Annotated in this window: 22 protein-coding genes; 7 read left to right on the top strand and 15 right to left on the bottom strand. The window is 59.0% G+C overall.

The genetic code is table 11. From position 1 onward, the window contains the following. Positions 1 to 76: 76 nt before the first annotated feature. The 6 genes from dprA to ruvX all read right to left on the bottom strand — a co-directional run bounded on the left by dprA (position 77) and on the right by ruvX (position 5,519). On the bottom strand, positions 77 to 1,183 hold the full coding sequence (gene dprA / locus B3527_RS06520) for a DNA-processing protein DprA (RefSeq protein WP_206993028.1): 1,107 nt from the start codon (positions 1,181 to 1,183) through the stop codon (positions 77 to 79). Continuing rightward, a complete protein-coding gene (gene plsY, locus B3527_RS06515) occupies positions 1,180 to 1,800 on the bottom strand; it encodes a glycerol-3-phosphate 1-O-acyltransferase PlsY (protein ID WP_290479144.1) in 621 nt (206 codons plus the stop codon). The genes dprA and plsY overlap by 4 nt, the downstream gene beginning before the upstream one ends. Before the next feature lie 68 nt (positions 1,801 to 1,868). Beyond that, the gene (pyrC, locus tag B3527_RS06510) at positions 1,869 to 3,149 is read right to left on the bottom strand and encodes a dihydroorotase (RefSeq protein ID WP_290479143.1); all 1,281 of its coding nucleotides are present in this window, start codon (positions 3,147 to 3,149) and stop codon (positions 1,869 to 1,871) included. Continuing rightward, positions 3,146 to 4,093, bottom strand: coding sequence for an aspartate carbamoyltransferase catalytic subunit (locus B3527_RS06505; RefSeq protein WP_290479142.1), 948 nt, complete (start codon positions 4,091 to 4,093; stop codon positions 3,146 to 3,148). The genes pyrC and B3527_RS06505 overlap by 4 nt, the downstream gene beginning before the upstream one ends. A 56-nt stretch (positions 4,094 to 4,149) precedes the next feature. Next, on the bottom strand, positions 4,150 to 5,064 hold the full coding sequence (locus B3527_RS06500) for an AEC family transporter (protein ID WP_290479141.1): 915 nt from the start codon (positions 5,062 to 5,064) through the stop codon (positions 4,150 to 4,152). Further along, entirely contained in the window at positions 5,064 to 5,519 is a 456-nt protein-coding gene (ruvX, locus tag B3527_RS06495; protein WP_206993033.1) for a Holliday junction resolvase RuvX, read from the bottom strand. The genes B3527_RS06500 and ruvX overlap by 1 nt, the downstream gene beginning before the upstream one ends. 80 nt (positions 5,520 to 5,599) lie before the next feature. On the opposite strand from ruvX, the gene gatC reads away from it, so the two are divergent. Further along, entirely contained in the window at positions 5,600 to 5,887 is a 288-nt protein-coding gene (gatC, locus tag B3527_RS06490) for an Asp-tRNA(Asn)/Glu-tRNA(Gln) amidotransferase subunit GatC (protein ID WP_290479140.1), read from the top strand. Positions 5,888 to 5,935: 48 nt separating this feature from the next. Beyond that, positions 5,936 to 6,304 (top strand): thiol-disulfide oxidoreductase DCC family protein, encoded by a 369-nt coding sequence (locus tag B3527_RS16915; protein ID WP_366008019.1) that lies wholly within the window; start codon positions 5,936 to 5,938, stop codon positions 6,302 to 6,304. A gap of 3 nt (positions 6,305 to 6,307) precedes the next feature. Here the strand turns inward: B3527_RS16915 and B3527_RS06485 are convergent, their stop codons facing one another. Both B3527_RS06485 and B3527_RS06480 read right to left on the bottom strand, forming a co-directional pair. Then, a complete protein-coding gene (locus B3527_RS06485; RefSeq protein WP_290479139.1) occupies positions 6,308 to 6,697 on the bottom strand; it encodes an SET domain-containing protein in 390 nt (129 codons plus the stop codon). Positions 6,698 to 6,724: 27 nt separating this feature from the next. Further along, positions 6,725 to 7,183, bottom strand: coding sequence for a DUF6491 family protein (locus tag B3527_RS06480; protein WP_290479138.1), 459 nt, complete (start codon positions 7,181 to 7,183; stop codon positions 6,725 to 6,727). Positions 7,184 to 7,319: 136 nt separating this feature from the next. Between B3527_RS06480 and gatA the strand changes: the two genes are divergently transcribed. Both gatA and B3527_RS06470 read left to right on the top strand, forming a co-directional pair. Further along, the gene (gene gatA / locus B3527_RS06475; RefSeq protein WP_290479137.1) at positions 7,320 to 8,792 is read left to right on the top strand and encodes an Asp-tRNA(Asn)/Glu-tRNA(Gln) amidotransferase subunit GatA; all 1,473 of its coding nucleotides are present in this window, start codon (positions 7,320 to 7,322) and stop codon (positions 8,790 to 8,792) included. Positions 8,793 to 8,802: 10 nt separating this feature from the next. Next, a complete protein-coding gene (locus B3527_RS06470) occupies positions 8,803 to 9,273 on the top strand; it encodes a hypothetical protein (RefSeq protein ID WP_290479136.1) in 471 nt (156 codons plus the stop codon). A gap of 3 nt (positions 9,274 to 9,276) precedes the next feature. Here B3527_RS06470 and B3527_RS06465 read toward each other — a convergent pair whose 3' ends face one another. Then, a complete protein-coding gene (locus B3527_RS06465; RefSeq protein WP_290479135.1) occupies positions 9,277 to 9,660 on the bottom strand; it encodes a hypothetical protein in 384 nt (127 codons plus the stop codon). Between the two features lie 153 nt (positions 9,661 to 9,813). Here B3527_RS06465 and gatB point away from each other — a divergent pair, with 153 nt between their 5' ends. Beyond that, positions 9,814 to 11,325, top strand: a complete 1,512-nt coding sequence (gatB, locus tag B3527_RS06460) for an Asp-tRNA(Asn)/Glu-tRNA(Gln) amidotransferase subunit GatB (RefSeq protein ID WP_290479134.1) — start codon at positions 9,814 to 9,816, stop codon at positions 11,323 to 11,325. Positions 11,326 to 11,328: 3 nt separating this feature from the next. Here gatB and B3527_RS06455 read toward each other — a convergent pair whose 3' ends face one another. The 6 genes from B3527_RS06455 to B3527_RS06430 all read right to left on the bottom strand — a co-directional run bounded on the left by B3527_RS06455 (position 11,329) and on the right by B3527_RS06430 (position 15,874). Then, entirely contained in the window at positions 11,329 to 11,763 is a 435-nt protein-coding gene (locus B3527_RS06455; RefSeq protein WP_290479133.1) for an HIT family protein, read from the bottom strand. Beyond that, the gene (locus tag B3527_RS06450; RefSeq protein ID WP_206993043.1) at positions 11,760 to 12,176 is read right to left on the bottom strand and encodes a hypothetical protein; all 417 of its coding nucleotides are present in this window, start codon (positions 12,174 to 12,176) and stop codon (positions 11,760 to 11,762) included. The genes B3527_RS06455 and B3527_RS06450 overlap by 4 nt, the downstream gene beginning before the upstream one ends. Then, positions 12,173 to 13,336, bottom strand: coding sequence for a GNAT family N-acetyltransferase (locus B3527_RS06445; protein WP_290479132.1), 1,164 nt, complete (start codon positions 13,334 to 13,336; stop codon positions 12,173 to 12,175). The genes B3527_RS06450 and B3527_RS06445 overlap by 4 nt, the downstream gene beginning before the upstream one ends. 9 nt (positions 13,337 to 13,345) lie before the next feature. Continuing rightward, on the bottom strand, positions 13,346 to 14,074 hold the full coding sequence (locus tag B3527_RS06440; protein ID WP_290479131.1) for a glycerophosphodiester phosphodiesterase family protein: 729 nt from the start codon (positions 14,072 to 14,074) through the stop codon (positions 13,346 to 13,348). Beyond that, positions 14,075 to 14,536, bottom strand: a complete 462-nt coding sequence (locus B3527_RS06435; RefSeq protein WP_290479130.1) for a RidA family protein — start codon at positions 14,534 to 14,536, stop codon at positions 14,075 to 14,077. It lies immediately after the preceding gene. A 66-nt stretch (positions 14,537 to 14,602) separates the two neighbouring features. Further along, a complete protein-coding gene (locus B3527_RS06430) occupies positions 14,603 to 15,874 on the bottom strand; it encodes a DNA polymerase IV (protein WP_290479129.1) in 1,272 nt (423 codons plus the stop codon). 137 nt (positions 15,875 to 16,011) lie between these two features. Between B3527_RS06430 and B3527_RS06425 the strand changes: the two genes are divergently transcribed. Together B3527_RS06425 and B3527_RS06420 are read left to right on the top strand one after the other, a co-directional pair. Beyond that, a complete protein-coding gene (locus B3527_RS06425; RefSeq protein ID WP_034813323.1) occupies positions 16,012 to 16,401 on the top strand; it encodes a response regulator in 390 nt (129 codons plus the stop codon). Beyond that, positions 16,398 to 17,765, top strand: a complete 1,368-nt coding sequence (locus B3527_RS06420; RefSeq protein WP_290479128.1) for a PleD family two-component system response regulator — start codon at positions 16,398 to 16,400, stop codon at positions 17,763 to 17,765. Before B3527_RS06425 ends, B3527_RS06420 begins: the two co-directional genes overlap by 4 nt. The last annotated feature ends 17 nt before the right edge of the window (positions 17,766 to 17,782 follow it).

Here is a 17,782-nt window from a genome sequence, read left to right as displayed (position 1 = left end):
CGGGAATCGTCCAGCCATGAGACCATTCCGGCTGATTTTTCATGTTTCTGCCGATGCACTGACAGCACAGCTCGGTTCAAACCGCGCGGGATGCCAGACCACCGGGAAGGGTGATTGCCTCACCAGCAATCTCCAGTTCCATCAAGGCTGCGGCGCATTGTGCCGGTGTAGCCCCGGCTGCTCTTGCGATTTCATCGAGGGGCATGGGATGGGGCGACAAGGCTTGCTGGATTCGCTCAATCAAGTCGGTTGGCAAATCATGCTCTGGCGATCCTTCGAACAACTCTCTGGGCGCGGACACGCCTGAAAAGGAAAGACTTTCCAAAACTTCCAGAACGTCGTCGGCATGACGCACGAGCGTCGCGCCTTGCCGGATCAAATGGTTTGTCCCGGCTGATCTGGGATCTAACGGTGAGCCGGGCACCGCCATGACATCACGGCCTTGCTCTGCCCCCATTCGAGCCGAAATCAGGGAGCCAGACCTTTCGGCGGCCTCCACAACGACCACCCCTCGCGACAAGCCGGTGATGATGCGGTTGCGTCGCGGAAAATCCTTTGCTGTGGCGCGATATCCGAACGGACTTTCAGATACGATGAGTCCTTGCGCCGCGATTTCGGCATAGAGTCGGTCATGCTGGGGCGGGTAGACATGGTCCACCGCACCGCCCAGCACAGCAATTGTGCCAGTGCCCAGGCTGGCGGCATGTGCCTCGCCATCTATGCCCAAGGCGAGACCGGAAACCGTAGCATACCCGGCGCCGCCAAGCGCGGAAGCCATATCGCGGGCGAGCTTTCGTCCGGCGGCGGATGCATTCCGCGCGCCGACGATGGCCACTGTGGGGTTGGCGGCCAGATCGAGTTTGCCGAGCGCTGTCAGGACGGGCGGCGGGGGATCGAGTGCCTTAAGCAAGGGCGGATAAGCGGGTTCGCAGCTTGCGATTATGTGTGCGCCATACTTCCGGGTCCGGTCCAGCTCATGCTTGATATCGGAGACATCCGGGGGGACGAGTTCACGGCCTCTGCGGCTCTTCCGGGTCAACTCCGGTAGACCGTCCAACGCTGCGCCCGCTGATTTGAACTTGCGTATCAGCTGGAAGAAAGTGACCGGGCCGATATTCGGGGTGCGCGCGAGCCTCACCCAATCCAGGCGTTCTGCATCATTGAGCGCGCGCGCCGGACTCATGTGGTCGGGTCTACCGTTTTTTTGGAGCCGAACTTGGGCTCCTCACCCTTCAATAGGCGGCTTAGATTGGCGCGGTGAGTCCAGAACACGAAGAGCGACAACAGCGCGAGCCCGCCAATGATGAACATGTTCCGTTCGCCCAGCAGCCATGCGCCGGGCGGCACCAATGTCGCAGCGGTCAACGCGGCGAGAGAAGAAATGCGGGTAATTGCAAACAGGCCGAGCCAAACCGGTGCGGCGATATAGAAACCGGGCAGGGACACGAATGGCAGCAGTCCCGCATAGGTCGCGACCCCCTTACCACCCTTGAATCCGAGCCATATTGGGTAGCAATGGCCGACAAAGGCGAATGCGCCGGCCACGAAGCCGACTTCCCTGCTGGCAAGCATTCCAAATGCTAGCGCCAGTAGGCCTGCCTTCAGACTATCGAGAAGCAGCGTCGCAAGCGCGAGGTCTTTGCGGCCAGTACGCAACACGTTTGTTGCTCCGATATTGCCGGAGCCAATGGATCGGATATCGCCAAGACCTGCAGCGCGGGTGATGAGCAAGCCAAACGGGATCGAACCGGCGAGATAGCCGCAAAGTGCGGCCAAGGGGAATGCCAGCTCAGCTGTCATGTCGATCTCCTCAATTCCCAATTGAAAATTCTACGAATGGAACCGGCGGTGGGCAAGGCCAGTCTGGGCTATCGCTCAAAAACCTGCACTCCACCCACAAATGTCCGCAGCACACGGCCTTGCAGGCGCCGCCCATCAAAAGGCGAATTGGTTGATCTGGAAAGAAGGTGTTCACGTTCACAGAGCCAGGGTTTGTTTGGATCAAACAGAATGACATCTGCAGGCGCCCCTTCAGCCAGTCGCCCTTCAGGCAACCCGATCATGTCCGCCGGCTTGGAGGTAATCGGCGCGAGCGCTTCAAGCAGGGTGAGCGGGCCATCATGAACAAGGCTGAGTAGTGCCGAAAGCGTGGTCTCGAGGCCTGCCGCGCCAAAGCTCGCCTCACCAAATGGCAGGCGCTTTTCTTCCGGGGGTTGCGGGTCGTGTGCGGACACCACGGAATCGATTTCGCCTGCCTTCAACGCAGCAATCATGGCCTGGCGTGTTTCCTCGTCCCTGAAGGGCGGATTGACCTTGCAATAGGTCAGGTAGTCGCCGACGTCGATCTCGTTGAAGAAAAGCGAATGTGCGGCGATGGTCGTGAAGACGTTGGCGCCCCGGGCGCGGGAATCTGAGACCAGTTCCAGTGTGCGGGGGGTTGATACTTGATCGAGGATCAGGGTGCAGCCAGTTGCTTCCGCAAGCATCAGGTCGCGCGCCGCGCCGATCCACTCAGCTTCTTCTGGAATTCCGGCGAGACCCTTGCGGGCGGCGAAGGCCCCGGCATTCATCACGCCAGAGCCCTTCAACGCGCAATCATCCGGGCGAGACATGACGATGGCACCGCGACTGGCCGCATAAGTCATCGCGCGTTTGAGTATGGAGGGATTTGAGATGGGCGCATCACCATTGGTGAACAGGACCGCGCCAGCATCCGCCATCATGCCTATCTCGGCCATGGCGTGACCTTCCAAGCCTACGGTGAGTGCGCCGGCGGCGTATATGCGGGCTTTCGCGCTGACTTTGGCACGATCTGAAATATAACGGACCAGTGCGACGTCATCCACGACTGGCTTGGTGTCCGGCATGACGACGAGACTGGTCACACCGCCCGCAACGGCGGCTCGAGATGCTGTTGCGAGCGTCTCCTTTTGCTCGTCGCCTGGCTCACCCGTTTTCACACGCAGATCAATTAGGCCCGGTGCGAGACAAAGTCCGCCTGCGTCGATGACTTCATTTGCATTGCCAACGGCGCCCGTAGCGCCTGGCGAAATTGCGGTAATGAAACCATCCTCGATCAGGATGCCGCCGATTTCATCCAGTCCGGATGCCGGATCCAATAGGCGCGCGTTGAAGATGGACAGGCTCATGGGCGGCCTCCTGCCAGCAAATGGAGCACGGCCTCTCGCACAGCGACGCCCATTTCCACCTGTTCTGTAATCACCGAGCGCTCACCATCAGCAATGGCACTTTCGATCTCGATGCCGCGATTCATCGGGCCGGGATGCATGACAATCGCGTCGTCCTTTGCAAGCGCAAGCCGTTCCTGTGTCAGGCCGAAATAGCGGAAGTATTCGCGGCGGCTTGGCAAATACGCGCCATCCATGCGCTCGAGTTGGAGGCGCAGCATCATCACGACGTCTGCGCCTTGAAGGGCTCTGTCGAAGTCGGATGTGGCTGAGGCGGCACCCCAGGTTTCCGTGCCCGATGGCATGAGTGTTCGCGGTGCGCACAGGTGTACTTCGGCGCCCAGCAGGTGCAGCGCCATCGTCGTAGAGCGCGCGACGCGCGAATGGACAATGTCGCCGCAGATGACGACTTTGAGCCCTTCGATCCGGCCCTTGTTGCGGCGGATGGTCAGCGTGTCGAGCAGGCCCTGAGTCGGGTGTTCATGCGTGCCGTCCCCGGCATTGATCACGGCGCAATCGACCTTGCGGGAGAGCAGCTTTGCGCCGCCCGAGGCCGAGTGCCTGACCACCAACACGTCCGGTTTCATGGCGTTCAGGGTCATTGCTGTGTCGATCAGTGTCTCACCCTTCTTCACGGAAGACTGTGCTACTGGCATCGATACGACGTCGGCGCCCAATCGGCGGGCGGCAATCTCGAAACTGCTCATCGTCCGAGTGGAATTTTCAAAGAACAGGTTCACGACTGTCTTTCCAGACAAGACCGGATCTGCCCGCTGGCCCGTCCGTGTCGCTTCGGCATAGTCGTTTGCCAGATCGAGAATATGAGTGAGATCGAGCGGGTGAAGGCCATCAATGCCCAGCAAATGCTCGTGGTCGAAGGAGTAGTGATATGCCGCCTTGCTCATGGAGGCCCTTTCGATTTTTGGCGGTTTAGGCGCGTTTCGGAGTTGGGGCAAGAGGTTCAGAGCGTGAGAAGCAGATACAGCGTGGGGATCGTGACCATGGCGAGCACTGTTTCAACGGCGATCAGATTGGCCGAGAGTGCCGCATCGCCCCCCAGTTCCTTGGCGAGGATATATGAGCTGGTCGCTGTCGGGGTCGCGGCGCAGATCAGTGCGATGACAAGCGGTGTACCGGTTACGCCGAGCAGGAGGCAGAAGCCTACCGCGAAGGCTGGCAGGCCCAGCAGCCTGACGAGCGACCATGTAAGTGTGCGGGAGCCGGCGCGCTTCAGGGCGGACAGATCGACGCCCGCGCCAGCAGAGAGCAGGCCGAGGGCAAGGGCCGCGTCACCCAGGATGCGGAGGCTGTCATCGAGCAGACGGGGCAGCGTGACGCTAGCGCCCGCCAGTGCCAATCCTCCAATGCACGCGATGACGATCGGATTCTTGAACAATGCCATAAACGGATTGGGTTTTGGTCCGTGCGGAGTATCCGCGTGTGCGATCAGCGCGTAGACTGATAGAATGTTGGCGGTGGGAATCATCACGGCGGCGGCGATGGTGACAAGCGCGAGGCCCTCTTCACCGAACAGGAGGCTGCCGATGGACAGGCCGATCATCGTATTCCAGCGAACATTGGATTGGATGACAGAGCCGACGGCCGGGCCAGGCATATTGGGCAGGAAGCGGGCGAGCCATCCTATGCCACCGAGGGCGAACTGCGCGAAGATCAGCGCGGCAGCGAGTCCCCAGGGCGCTTCTTCGAATGGTGCATTGGCCAAGGTGCGAAGGATGAGCGCCGGGAAGAGCACCACATAGGAAAGGCGTTCGATGGCGCGCCAGCTATCGGTCGGAATCCAATTGCGGGCAGACAGGACATGGCCGAGCGTGACGATCGCGATGACGGGCAGGAGGGCGTAGAGAAACCCTGACATCAGGTTCGAGCCAGTCTTTGAAGGGCGTCATTCAGGATTACCGCAGCAGCTGAGGCATCGATTCGTTCGGCGCGTCGTTTCCTAGAAAGGTCAGCCTCGATCATCGCATTTTCGGCTTCTACTGTTGAGAGCCGTTCATCCTGAAACAGGATTGGCACGTCGCGGCGTTTCATGATGTGCCAGGCCAGCGCGCGGACAGATTGTGCGCGTGGGCCTTCGGACCCGTCCATGTTAAGCGGAAGTCCCATGACAATGCCGACAGCCACTCGATCATCATAGAGGTGGAACAAGCGATCAAGGACAGGAGCCAGCTTCTTGCCGCGTGGAATGGTCTCGACCGGGCTCGCCAGCATCCGCAGGCCATCCGCCGACGCGATACCGAGCGTCTTCGTCCCGGGATCAATGCCGATCAGGGCGCCGGTTTTCGGGAAATGGTCAGGATCAGTTATGGGCATGAATAGCCCACATAGCGCCTTGATGCCGTGTTGCCTATGGCGTATTCGGGCGGTTCATTTTCACGCGTTGGAGTTCGCTCATGTCTGTCACCAAGGATGATGTCCGCAAGGTTGCCCGCCTGTCGCGCATTGCCGTCAGCGAACAGCATGTCGGGGAACTGGTTGGGGAATTGAATGGCATCCTCAGCTGGATCGACCAGTTGAACGAGGTCGATATTGACGGCGTGGAGCCGATGACCTCCGTGGTTGAGACGACGCTGCCCATGCGTGAAGATATCGTCACAGATGGCGATATCCAGGATCAGGTTCTGGCAAACGCACCGCGCACCGAAGATGGTTTCTTCGTTGTGCCCAAGGCCGTGGAATAAGCCGCCCGCCGCAGTGCCATCGTGCCATAAGTGCTGTACAACGCGCTTATGGAACGGCTGACAGTTCTCTACAACAGTGTGTGTCCTGTCTGTCGGGAGGGAATTTGCCATTTCGAACGGCGAACCCGAACAGGTTCAGACCTTGTCGATTATGTAGATGTTTCTCAAACACCTGATCGTTTTCGCGATCGGGGCATTTCCCTTAACGACGTTCGCCTGAAACTGCATGTTGTCTTGCCGGATGGTCGCGCGGTTAAAGGATGGCCAGCGGTCGCTGAGATATGGCAGCGGACGCCCGGCTATGGATGGTTGGCCTGGCTGGGCAATCTGCCTGGGCTGAATCTGGTATCCCGCAGCCTGTATCATGTGACCGCCCACCTTCTGTGGCGCTGGAATCGGATGTCTGGCCGCTGGTAGCAATCAGATAATCTGGTCAGCGAATTCTTCGTAATCGATCAGGATTTCTGCATCGGCAAGGATGGGGGTGCGGGCACTTAGCGTCACAGTTTGTGCAGCCGGGTCGACGGTAAAATCCGCATTGGCTTCGACACTGTGATTGCACATCGAGATCAGGCCGAATGCGACCGCGGCGCGCATTTGTCCTTGTTCATTTTCATCCACATGGAAGACATAATGATGGACCTGAGTACCGCGAATGGCGGCGGTGTCATCCTGGCTGAGGACCAGGAGGGGATAGGTTGCGATCAGGTCGCCCGCTTCAAAGGAAACGGCCGCGAACAGGCCGCGACCGTGAAAGGGAGATTGGCGAACCTCAACGGGTGAGGCGTATCCGGTTTTTTCCATAGGCATGATTACCACATGCCGAAGCCGCCGCCATCAGGATTCAGCGTCTTCCTCGCCAGATTCTTCTTCGGATTCTTCCGCCTTTGCCTCTGGGTCCCATGCATAGATTCCTTTCACCAGGCATCTTTGCTTGGAAAAGGGCGTGGTCTCTGCGAAATCAGAAATGGAGTCGGACACGATTAGCGCGTCATGCTTTCGCAAGCAGCTGCCGGTCGCGTCCATTCCGATCCGCATTGCATCATCCAGCGGCGTACACGCGCCAAACACTTCAATCAGGAAATGGTCGCGCCCGTCACGCACCACAACTGTGTCCCGTGTTGTTTCGCCAAAACCATCAATGGTGGATGCAAAGCAGATGCTGCTCACCTCTTCGCCCAGTCGTGGATCGTCGGCATAGCGCTCGACGCCGCGTGGTCGGTCCTCTTGTGTCTCTGAAGTGGCGCAGGCCGCCAGGATAACGGGGGCAGCAAGGCTGAGCATGAGGGTACGCATGATGGGTCTCCGTTGAATTTGGCGTTGGAACCGAGCCTGCGCCACTCTCGCGCAACTGACAAGAAGGCTCACGAAGGCTTGAACTTTTGTGCCAAGCCGTCATAGCAGGCGGGCAGATTTCTTCTCAGGATGTCCGATGACCGAACTGACCAAACTTACCCTCGCCGCAGCGCTTGATGGCTTGAAAGCCAAGGAGTTTTCTTCGCGCGAGATCACCCAGCAATTCGTCGACGCCATTGAAGGCGCGCGGACGCTGAATGCCTATGTGGTCGAAACGCCGGAAAAGGCGCTCGCCATGGCGGACGCGTCCGATGCGAGACTGGCCAAGGGCGAGGGCGGCAAGCTGGAAGGCGCCCCGCTCGGGATCAAGGATCTGTATTGCACCAAGGGTGTGCGCACGACGGCGTGCAGCAACATCCTGGGTGCGTTCACCCCAACCTATGAATCCACCGTCACCCAGAACCTCTGGGATGAAGGCGCAGTCATGCTGGGCAAGCTCAACATGGACGAATTCGCCATGGGTTCCTCCAACGAGACCTCGCGGTTTGGAAACGTGATCAACCCGTGGCGCCGCAAGGGCGACAATCAAGGCCTGACACCCGGCGGCTCGTCAGGTGGGTCGGCAGCATCCGTTGCAGCAGACCTTTGTCTCGCGGCGACAGCTTCCGACACGGGCGGGTCTATCCGCCAGCCAGCCGCCTTCACAGGTACGGTCGGCATCAAGCCAACCTATGGCCGCGCCAGCCGCTATGGCATGGTCGCGTTTGCCTCTTCGCTCGATCAAGCTGGCCCGATCTCCAAGACGGTCGAGGATAGCGCCATCCTGCTGAAAGCCATGTGCAGTCACGACCCCAAGGATTCGACCTCATTGAGCGTCGAAACGCCAGACTGGCGCAGCGATGTGTCCAAGGGCGTAAAGGGCATGCGGATCGGTATTCCGAAAGAATACCGGATGGAGGGCATGTCCGACGAGATCGACAAGCTCTGGGAGCAAGGCATTGTCTGGCTGAAAGCTGCAGGCGCCGAAATCGTCGATATCAGTCTGCCGCACACGAAGTATGCGCTGCCAGCCTATTATATCGTTGCGCCTGCTGAGGCATCCTCAAACCTCGCTCGATATGATGGTATGCGTTATGGCGCGCGCATAGCCGGGGAGAACCTGACCGCGACCTATGAAGACACGCGGGCTGGCGGTTTTGGAGCTGAAGTCCAGCGCCGCCTGATGATTGGCACTTATGTTCTTTCGTCCGGCTATTACGATGCATATTACCTGCGTGCCCAGAAAGTTCGCACCAAGATCCTCAATGATTTTGTTGAGGCGTTCGAGAGCTGTGATGCCGTGCTGACGCCGACCTGTCCGAGCCCGGCCTTTGCGTTTGGCGAGAAAAGCGGCGATCCGGTCGAGATGTATCTCAATGACGTGTTCACGGTGACGGCCAACCTTGCCGGCCTGCCGGGCATCTCCGTGCCCGCTGGCCTGTCCTCAAGCGGCCTGCCCCTCGGTCTACAGGTAATCGGCAAGGCGCTCGACGAGACGGCCTGTTTCCGCGTCGGCGGCGAACTGGAACGCGCAGCAGGTTTCGTGGCCAAGGCGGAGAAGTGGTGGTAGGTTCGGGGGCATGAACATCACCCGTTTTCTCCTTCTCTTTGCTGTCCTGCTTGTCTTCTGCCTCGCCCTGATGGCGGCGATGATGGCGCAATATGGCTACAGCCTGTTTGCCCCGGAAATGCGGTCCATGCTGCTCGTGGCATTCCTCGTGGCTGGCTACGTCTCGTTTCGAATTTCCCGAATCATCGCACGCAGAAAGCGGCGACTAGAGGACCACCCCCAGCCGGGCGGTGCCGGAAAGTCAAAGCTGTCCGGCCTGTTTGGCGGCAAGAGCGCGGCGCAGGCGGCGCGCGAAGCACGGGTTGCCGCACGGCGCAAGAAACTGGTCGAGGAAGGTAAGCTGGAAGACACCCCAGAACCTGAACCAGCGGCCGAAAGCGAAGGTCCTGTCCGTGTTGCCCAATCTGCCCCCATCAAGGACCGCATGGCCGCGCGTGCCGAGCGGGTGCGGCGGGCAAAAGAGTCAGGTAAGCTTGATTAGGCCTCACGCCTTGGATGGCTTGAGTGCTCCGCCGGACTTGCTGTTTGGCCGAATGACAACCTGGTCAAATTCTACTTCTTCCGGCGCATTACCGCCGGGACTTGGTTTGTCGTCAACATCCTCATCAGAATCCCGCTGTGTGACCCGCGACAAGTAGATGCCAACCCCGATCAAGCCGCCTACGGGGCCGCATTGCAGCATCATCGCGAAAATCCATAACAGGGGCATGTCGAGGTCCATATTCTGGAGAGATAGCAACATACCCCCCAGCAGGATGGAGCCCACAGCCACGCCGCCAGCGAATCCCAAGACAAGATGTTTGAGAAAGCCGCGAACCACCGGCTTTTCATCCTCGCCCGAGGCATCCATCATCATCTTGAAAATCATTCCGGCACTCCCTTTTTCCTCCACGAGCGGAATTATTCGCCCATATCCCGAAAATTGGAAGGGTTGGCGCCTATCGAATGGTATTGACGGCTCGACAGTGCGCCGCTCCGGCGGCTAGAACAGCGCCAAATCATACTGCCAGCAGGGAACACTATGTCCGCGCGCACACCATATGTCATCAAGGGCGAAACCGGCGATTGGGAACTGGTCATGGGCCTCGAAGTCCATACTCAGGTCTCGTCCAATGCGAAGCTGTTTTCTGGCGCGTCCACGGCGTTTGGTGCGGACCCCAACTGCAATGTGTCGCTGGTCGATGCGGCAATGCCCGGCATGCTGCCCGTGATCAACAAGTATTGCGTCGAGCAGGCTATCCGTACCGGCCTCGGCCTGAAGGCGCAGATCAACACCTATTCCCGCTTCGACCGGAAGAATTATTTCTATCCCGACCTGCCGCAGGGCTATCAGATCAGCCAGTTCGCGCACCCGATTGTCGGTGAAGGCGAAATCGAGGTGGATGTCGAGCCCGCGCATGGCGGCGATGCCTATGCTTTCCCGTGCCGCATTGAGCGGCTCCATCTGGAACAGGATGCTGGCAAGTCGATTCACGACATGGACCCGAGCTCGACCTATGTGGACCTTAACCGGTCCGGCGTCGCGCTGATGGAAATCGTGTCCATGCCGGACATCCGCACACCTGCCGAAGCGGCCGCCTATGTGAAGAAGCTGCGCGCCATCGTGATCGCGCTCGGCACCTGTGATGGCGACATGGAGAAGGGCAATCTCCGCGCCGACGTGAACGTGTCGGTCTGCCGTCCGGGCCAGTATGAGAAATTCCGTGAAACGGGTGATTTCAGCCATCTCGGCACGCGCTGCGAACTCAAGAACATGAACTCGTTCCGCTTCATCCAGCAGGCCATTGAGTATGAAGCGCGCCGCCAGATCGAGATCCTTGAGGATGGCGGCTCCATCGACCAGGAAACGCGCCTGTTCGATCCGGTGAAGGTCGAGACGCGCTCCATGCGTTCCAAGGAAGACGCGCATGATTACCGCTATTTCCCGGACCCGGATCTGTTGCCGCTGGAAGTCGAGCAGGCCTGGATCGAGGAAATCCGTGCGACCCTGCCGGAACTGCCAGACGAGAAGCGCGCCCGCTTTGAAACCGATTATGGGCTGTCACGCTATGATGCGGGTGTCCTCAGCGCCGACGCCGAAAAAGCCAGCTTCTTCGAGGACGTTGCCAAAGGCCGCGATCCGAAACTTGCGGCGAACTGGGTGACGCAGGAATTGTTCGGCTATCTCAACAAGCAGGACATTGAGCTGGCCGACAGCCCCGTATCTGCCTCCAGCCTCGGCGGCCTGATCGAACTGATCGCCAATGACACGATCAGTGGAAAGATCGCGAAGGACGTCTTTACCCGGATGATCGAAGGCGAAGGCGAAGCTTCTGACATTGTCGAAAAGCACGGCCTGAAACAGGTAACCGATACCGGCGCGATCGAGAAGATCGTCGACGACATCATGGCTGCCAATCCGGACCAGGTCGCGCAGATCAAGGAAAAGCCCAAGACGATGGGCTGGTTCGTGGGCCAGGTGATGAAGGCTTCCGGTGGCAAGGCCAATCCGAAAGCCGTCAACGATATCCTGAAAGCGAAGCTGGGGCTCTAACCCCTAGAGCTTGGACTTGATGCGATCGGCCAGCACGCCGAGTTTAGCTGTATCTGCCATTTCGCCCGAGCCATGCCGCCCGAGCGCCACATCCTTCCAGCGCGGAATGATGTGAAAGTGCAAATGGTAGACAGTTTGTCCGGCGGGGGCGCCATTGAACTGGGTCACGACCAAGCCATCGGGCGTCAAGGCAGCTTCGACAGCCTGCGCCACTTTCTGCACAGCTGCCATATAGGGGCCGAGCTTGTCGGCCGGCATGTCGAGCAGGTTGCGCGCTTCCACGCCCTTCGGCACGACGAGCGTGTGACCTTCGCTCTGGGGAAACACGTCCATGAAAGCGAGTGCAGCGTCATCCTCATAGACTTTGACGGCGGGCATTTCACCGCGCAGGATCTTGGCGAAGATATTGTCGGGATCATAGGCAGCGTGAAGAGTCATGACGAGGACGAACTTTCTAGTTTGTGTGGGGAGGGATGCCGTAGTTTCAGATATGTGGCTCTCAGGAAGCGCCACAGGACAAATAACGAGAGCCAGTCGAGCATGAACAAGGCGGCCACAGCCCAGGCGCGCCAATATTTTCTCCGTACCGGATCCGGGGCTTCCCCCGTCGCTTCTACGAGACGGTCCTCCGCGGTTTCGACCATTTCCCGGAGATATGCCTTCGCGTCTTCCAGTTGCGATGTCGGAAGCCGGACAGGGATTCCCCCAAGGGCCGGAACCAACAGCCAGTTCACGGTCGCATGATTGTAGTTGTCGATAGAGGCGTCGAACCCTGCATACTGCAACGCTGCACAGACGATGAGGGCCTCTTCGACCCGGCCATAGTTCCTGAGGACGGCAGACTCGCTCATTCGCCCTTCTTAAAGGGTGTTCGTTCGGTGAGATAGCCCATGTCGGATTCTACCGCTTCGCGTTCGCGCTCCAGATAGTCGGCTATGGCGTGGCGAAGGCCGGGATGGGCTATCCAGTGGGTGGAATGGGTGGTGACGGGCGTATAGCCACGGGCCAGCTTGTGTCCGCCCTGTGCACCTGCTTCGACGAAAGCCAGCTTGCGCTCGATGGCGTAGTCGATGGCCTGATAGTAGCAGGTCTCGAAGTGCAGCATTGATCTGTGCTCGGTACACCCCCAGTAGCGGCCATAGAGTGTGTCGGAGCCGATTAGATTCATGGCACCGGCAATCGGCGCTCCGTCTGACATGGCGAAGATAAAGAGGAGATCGTCGGCCATCCGTTCTCGCAAGAGTGAGAAAGTGTCTCGGGTCAGATAGGGCGAGCCCCATTTGCGCGTGCCCGTGTCCATGTAGAATATGTAGAACGCATCGAGATGAGCTTCGGTAATGTCGTCGCCCCGCAGGTGGACAAAGTCCAATCCTTCCTGCGCCTTCGCGCGTTCCTTCCGAAGATTCTTTCGCTTGGACGAGGAGAGGTCGGCAAGGAAATCATCGAACGAGCCATAGTCGCGGTTCTGCCAGTGGAATTGCTGGTCGGTGCGCAACAGCAGGCCCGTCTCCGACAGCATTGTGGCTTCTGCCGGTGAAGCGAAATTGATGTGCAATGAAGATAGCTCGTTCTGCTCGGCCAGTTGGATCGCGCCGGACAGGAGCGCCGTCTGCAGGCGTATTTCATCGGGGCCCGGACGCACAAGCAGGCGACGACCGGTTACCGGCGTGAAGGGCACGGCCCCAAGCAGTTTGGGATAATAGGCTCCGCCTGCGCGCTCATAGGCGTCGGCCCAGGATTGGTCAAAGACGAATTCGCCGCGTGAGTGGGTTTTGCCATAGAGCGGCATCGCAGCCTTGAGTCGGCCAGTTGCGTCGCGGATCAATACATGACGCGGCATCCAGCCCGTATTTGGAGTGGCCGCGCCAGACGTTTCCATCGCGTCCAGGAATTCCCATTTCAGAAAGGGATCGAAGCGCACCCCGGCTGGATTGGCGACCGCGTTCCATTCCTCCGGATCGACCTCCGCCATGGCTGAGGCAAAACTCAATTTCAGCGCGGTGTCATCCATGCTCTGAATCTAGGGCAAGGCGTAGGCCGAGACCAGTCCCGGAGCGAGATGTTCGAAGATGATGGCCACATTTTCATGAACGGCCAGCCGAACCTCATCCAGCGTCCGTACCGTCCAGCACACAATCGGGAGGTCTTCCGGTACGCGTTTGCGGATGCCATCGACGTCCGCGATGTTGATGGCAATGTAGTCAATGCCGTCTGACAATGCGCGTTGAAGAATTGTTTCGAACTCGGATGTGCCAATCTTGTGGGACGGTCCAATGAGCTGACCGCGCATCACGTCCGATGGGAGGGCCCGTACCGCCTCTTCCGAAAAGCTCATCGCCGCTGCGCGTCCTGCATAGTTCTGAAGCAACGCACCGGTTCGGCGGCCGAGATCTGCCGGGTCCGTGCGTCCGTCCAGCTTCATTTCTGTCAGCAGGGGCAGCTTGTGTGGCCAGCTTGCAAGCAGGCGTTCGAAGGTCGGCAAGCCATGGATTCCGGCGATCATTATGTCCTGCAGGTCGTCCGACGTAAGATCCTCTACACGGTCAGGGCGCCCGGCAAGGCGGTCCAGTGTGTCATCATGGAAAACGACAAGGTTTCCATCCAAATCGGGGCGGATATCGAACTCCATGCCGAGCCCGTACTGTGCCGCCGCATCAAAGGCCGCCATCGTATTCTCAGGTGTTTTGCGTCCGGACCACAGGCCTCTATGTGCGTAGGCGAAGTCCGTGAGCGTGAATGCCTGTGCCATCTAGTCGGCAATCTCGAAGATGCCATCGACTTCCACGGCGACGCCCAGAGGCAGTTCGGGACATGACACAGCCGATCGGGCATGGCGACCAGCCTCGCCGAATACGTCGACCATAAGATCTGAACATCCATTGATGACTTGCGGGATGTCTGTGAAGCCGGGCGCGACGTTCACGAAGCCGCCGAGTTTTACCACGCGCTTGATACGGGACAGGTCGCCAATGGCAGCTTTGCACTGGGCGATCAGGTTGATCCCACAGAAGCGGGCGGCCTGCTGACCTGCGGAGAGTTCCATGTTCTCGCCGAGGCGTCCCTTGATGAGGCCGTCAGCGGACGCGCTGACCTGACCGGACACGAACAGCATGTTGCCGCTGATGACATAGGGGACATATGTGGCGACCGGTTTCATGGGTTCCGGCAGTTCGATGCCGAGTTCATCAAGACGGGTTTCGGGGGTCGACATGGCGCGCTCCTTGAAAATGGTGTTGCGTTTTCACTAGACCGCCAAGGGGCGGTGCGCAAACGCCGTTCACCGGGGCGCGTTCTTCACCCGCGCCGACCGGCCTGTGATCACGGCTTCGGCGCCGAACTTCTGCCGGGCCAGGTCCGACGCGCGCTCTGCCGCCGCGCGCTTCGCGACGAGAGGGTCGAGCAGGTCGACAGCGTCCGAGCGATGCTCTGACAGGTCGGAAATACCAACTCCGATGAGACGAAAGCGTGTCCGGCCATTGGTTTCCTTGGCCAGCAACACTTTGGCATTCCGAAACAGGGTCTGGGCCAGCTGGGTGGGCTCTGACAGGGACATGCGCCGCGTAAGGGTCCGGAACTCAGCGGTCTTGAGTTTGAGCGTGATGACATTGCCGACAAGGCCCGTGGCCTTGGCACGGTCTGCCGTTTTTACGCAGAGGCGCCAGAGCTGGTCTTCCAACCAGGCCGGGTCTGACATGTCGTCATTGAACGTGGTCTCGGAACTGACCGACTTGCGCTCCTCATCATTCCGGACCGGCCGGTTGTCGATGCCATGCGCCCGATTCTTCAGCCACATTCCGGTCTCGCCATAGCGCCCGATCAACTGCTTCAACTCCGTTCTTTGGAGGTCTTCGATCGTATCGTACCCATCCCGGGTCAGTTTCTGGGCCAGTTTCGGGCCCACGCCATGAATGAATCCAATGGGTCTCGGTGCGAGTAAGGCTTCGGCTTCGTCTGCGCCGATGACAGCAAATCCTCTCGGCTTGTCCAGTTCGCTTGCGGTCTTGGCCAGGAATTTGTTGGTCGACAGGCCAATCGAGACAGTGATCCCGATATCGCGCTCAATCTCTGCTGCAAGCCGGGCGAGGGACACGGCCGGCGGCGCCTTGTGAAGGGTGCCCGTGCCGCTGAGGTCCAGATAGGCCTCGTCGACCGAGACGGGCTGAATCATGGGCGTCAGCGCCTGCATCTTTTCGCGCATCTGGTGGGCGGCGAGCCGGTACTTTTCGCCATTCGGCTTGATCACGACGGCGTCCGGGCAGGCCTTGAGCGCCTTGAACATCGGCATCGCCGAGCGGACGCCATAGAGACGCGCGATATAACAACACGTGGATACGACCCCCCTTTTTCCGCCGCCCACAATGACTGGTCGGTCTTTCAGGGAGGGATCGTCGCGTTTTTCGATGGCTGCAAAGAAGGCGTCGCAATCGAGATGAGCGATGGCCAGCGTTGTGATGTGTTTATTGCGGATTACACGATGCCGCCCGCAGCGAGGGCAGGCAGCGCTGTCGTCGTCTGAAAGGTGAAAACAGTCTCTGCAGAGCGTGTACATGGCCCCGTGTTCATGCCATGTTCCGGCGCCCGCGGCAATCAATGGGACGCAAACACGTAAACCAGTGTTAACGATTTCGGGTGTAGCTGGCAAAAGAGCTCTTAGAATCGTCCCGAATCAGAGGCACCAACTCAATCATGACGAAGTCGCACACCAGGAAAGTTCTGGTTGTTGAGGATAACGAACTCAACATGCGCCTTTTCTGTGACTTGTTGGATGCTTTCGGTTTTGAAACCTTCCAATGTCGCGATGGTGCCAAGGCTGTCGAGATTGCACGCCAGGAACTGCCGGACCTCATCATCATGGATATCCAGCTGCCGGAAGTTTCAGGTCTCGACATCACGCGATGGCTCAAGGACGATGACAAGGTCGCGCACATTCCGGTTCTGGCCGTCACGGCATTTGCCATGCGCGCGGATGAGCAGCGGGTTCGTGAAGCTGGCTGTGAGGGGTACCTTTCCAAGCCCATCCAGATTGCAACCTTCATCAAGGCGGTTGAGGCATTGATGCCCAAGGAGGCAGCGTGACAGCACGCGTCCTCGTCGTAGATGACATCGAAGCGAACCGACGCCTCCTGCAAGCCAAGCTGGAGGCTCAATATTATACGGTCATGCTGGCTGAAAACGGGATCGAGGCGCTCAACATGGTGGAGCGTAGCGAGCCTGACATTATCCTTCTGGACGTGATGATGCCCGGTATGGACGGGTATGAAGTTTGCCGCCGCCTGAAGGAAAACCCTGCCACTGCGCATATACCCGTCGTCATGGTTACGGCCCTGAATGATGCCGAGGATCGCGTCCGGGGCCTGGACGTCGGGGCGGAAGACTTCCTGACCAAGCCGGTTGATGACTTTGCCTTGATGGCGCGTATGGGGGCCATCACCCGATACAATGCTGTTGCGTCAGAGCTTCGCCAACGTCAGGCCAGCGGCCTGCGAGCGGGCATTGATGGCGACGAAAGTCTCAATGTCAAAGACCAGCCAGCACGCCTCTTCGTGGTGGATGACAATCCCAGATCATCGTCGCGCGTCGCTGAAACCCTGCGGTCTGGTGGTCATACGGCCATTACACTGCTGGAGGCGGGCGGCATGAAAGGGTTGAATGAGCTTGGCGTGGATATTCTCGTCCTGTCCATGCTCAGTGATCGTTATGACGCTCTGAAACTCTGTGCGCACTTCAAGATGAATGAAGCGACACGCGCGATTTCAATTCTGTTGATTTGCGATCCGGATGATCGGCCGAGGGCTGGAAAAGGTCTTGATCTGGGTGCAAGCGATGTCATTTTTGCACCCGTCGACAAGCAGGAATTGCTGGCTCGTGTCCGGACGCAGGCACGGCGAACCCGCTATATCGAGGCATTGAGAGACCGCGTGGATCGTGGTCTTGAATTGTCGGTCATCGATCAGCTCACCGGCCTCTACAATCGTCGGTACATGAACAACCAGTTGGAACAATTGATCCAGCGCTCCCAGATGGGCGGACGACCCGTATCGGTGGTTATGGCCGACATCGACCATTTCAAAGCAGTGAACGATACATATGGCCATGATGTCGGAGATGAAGTCCTGCAGGAAGTGGCCAAGCGCCTGAAGGTCAATAGCCGCGTCATGGATGTGGTCTGTCGCCCGGGTGGCGAAGAATTCATGGTCATTATGCCAGATACGCCGGGTGATCTCGCTTGCGCAGCAGCCGAGCGAATTCGACGATCTGTCGCGGCAGAGCCCTTCATAGTGAACAGTGGTGCGCGGGAAATTTCCATTACGCTGAGCGCTGGCGTTTCCACCATTAACGGCGCTCATGATACGATTGCTGATCTGACCAAGCGCGCGGATACGGCGCTCTATCAAGCCAAGTCTGCTGGCCGGAACAGAGTCGAAAGTCTTGCTGCCTGATTGACTTGAGCCGCCGC

Source organism: Hyphomonas sp. UBA4505 (assembly GCF_002388685.1).
Lineage (GTDB): Bacteria > Pseudomonadota > Alphaproteobacteria > Caulobacterales > Hyphomonadaceae > Hyphomonas.
Note: the sequence above shows the minus strand (reverse complement) of the source record. Positions and strands in the feature narration are given on the sequence as shown.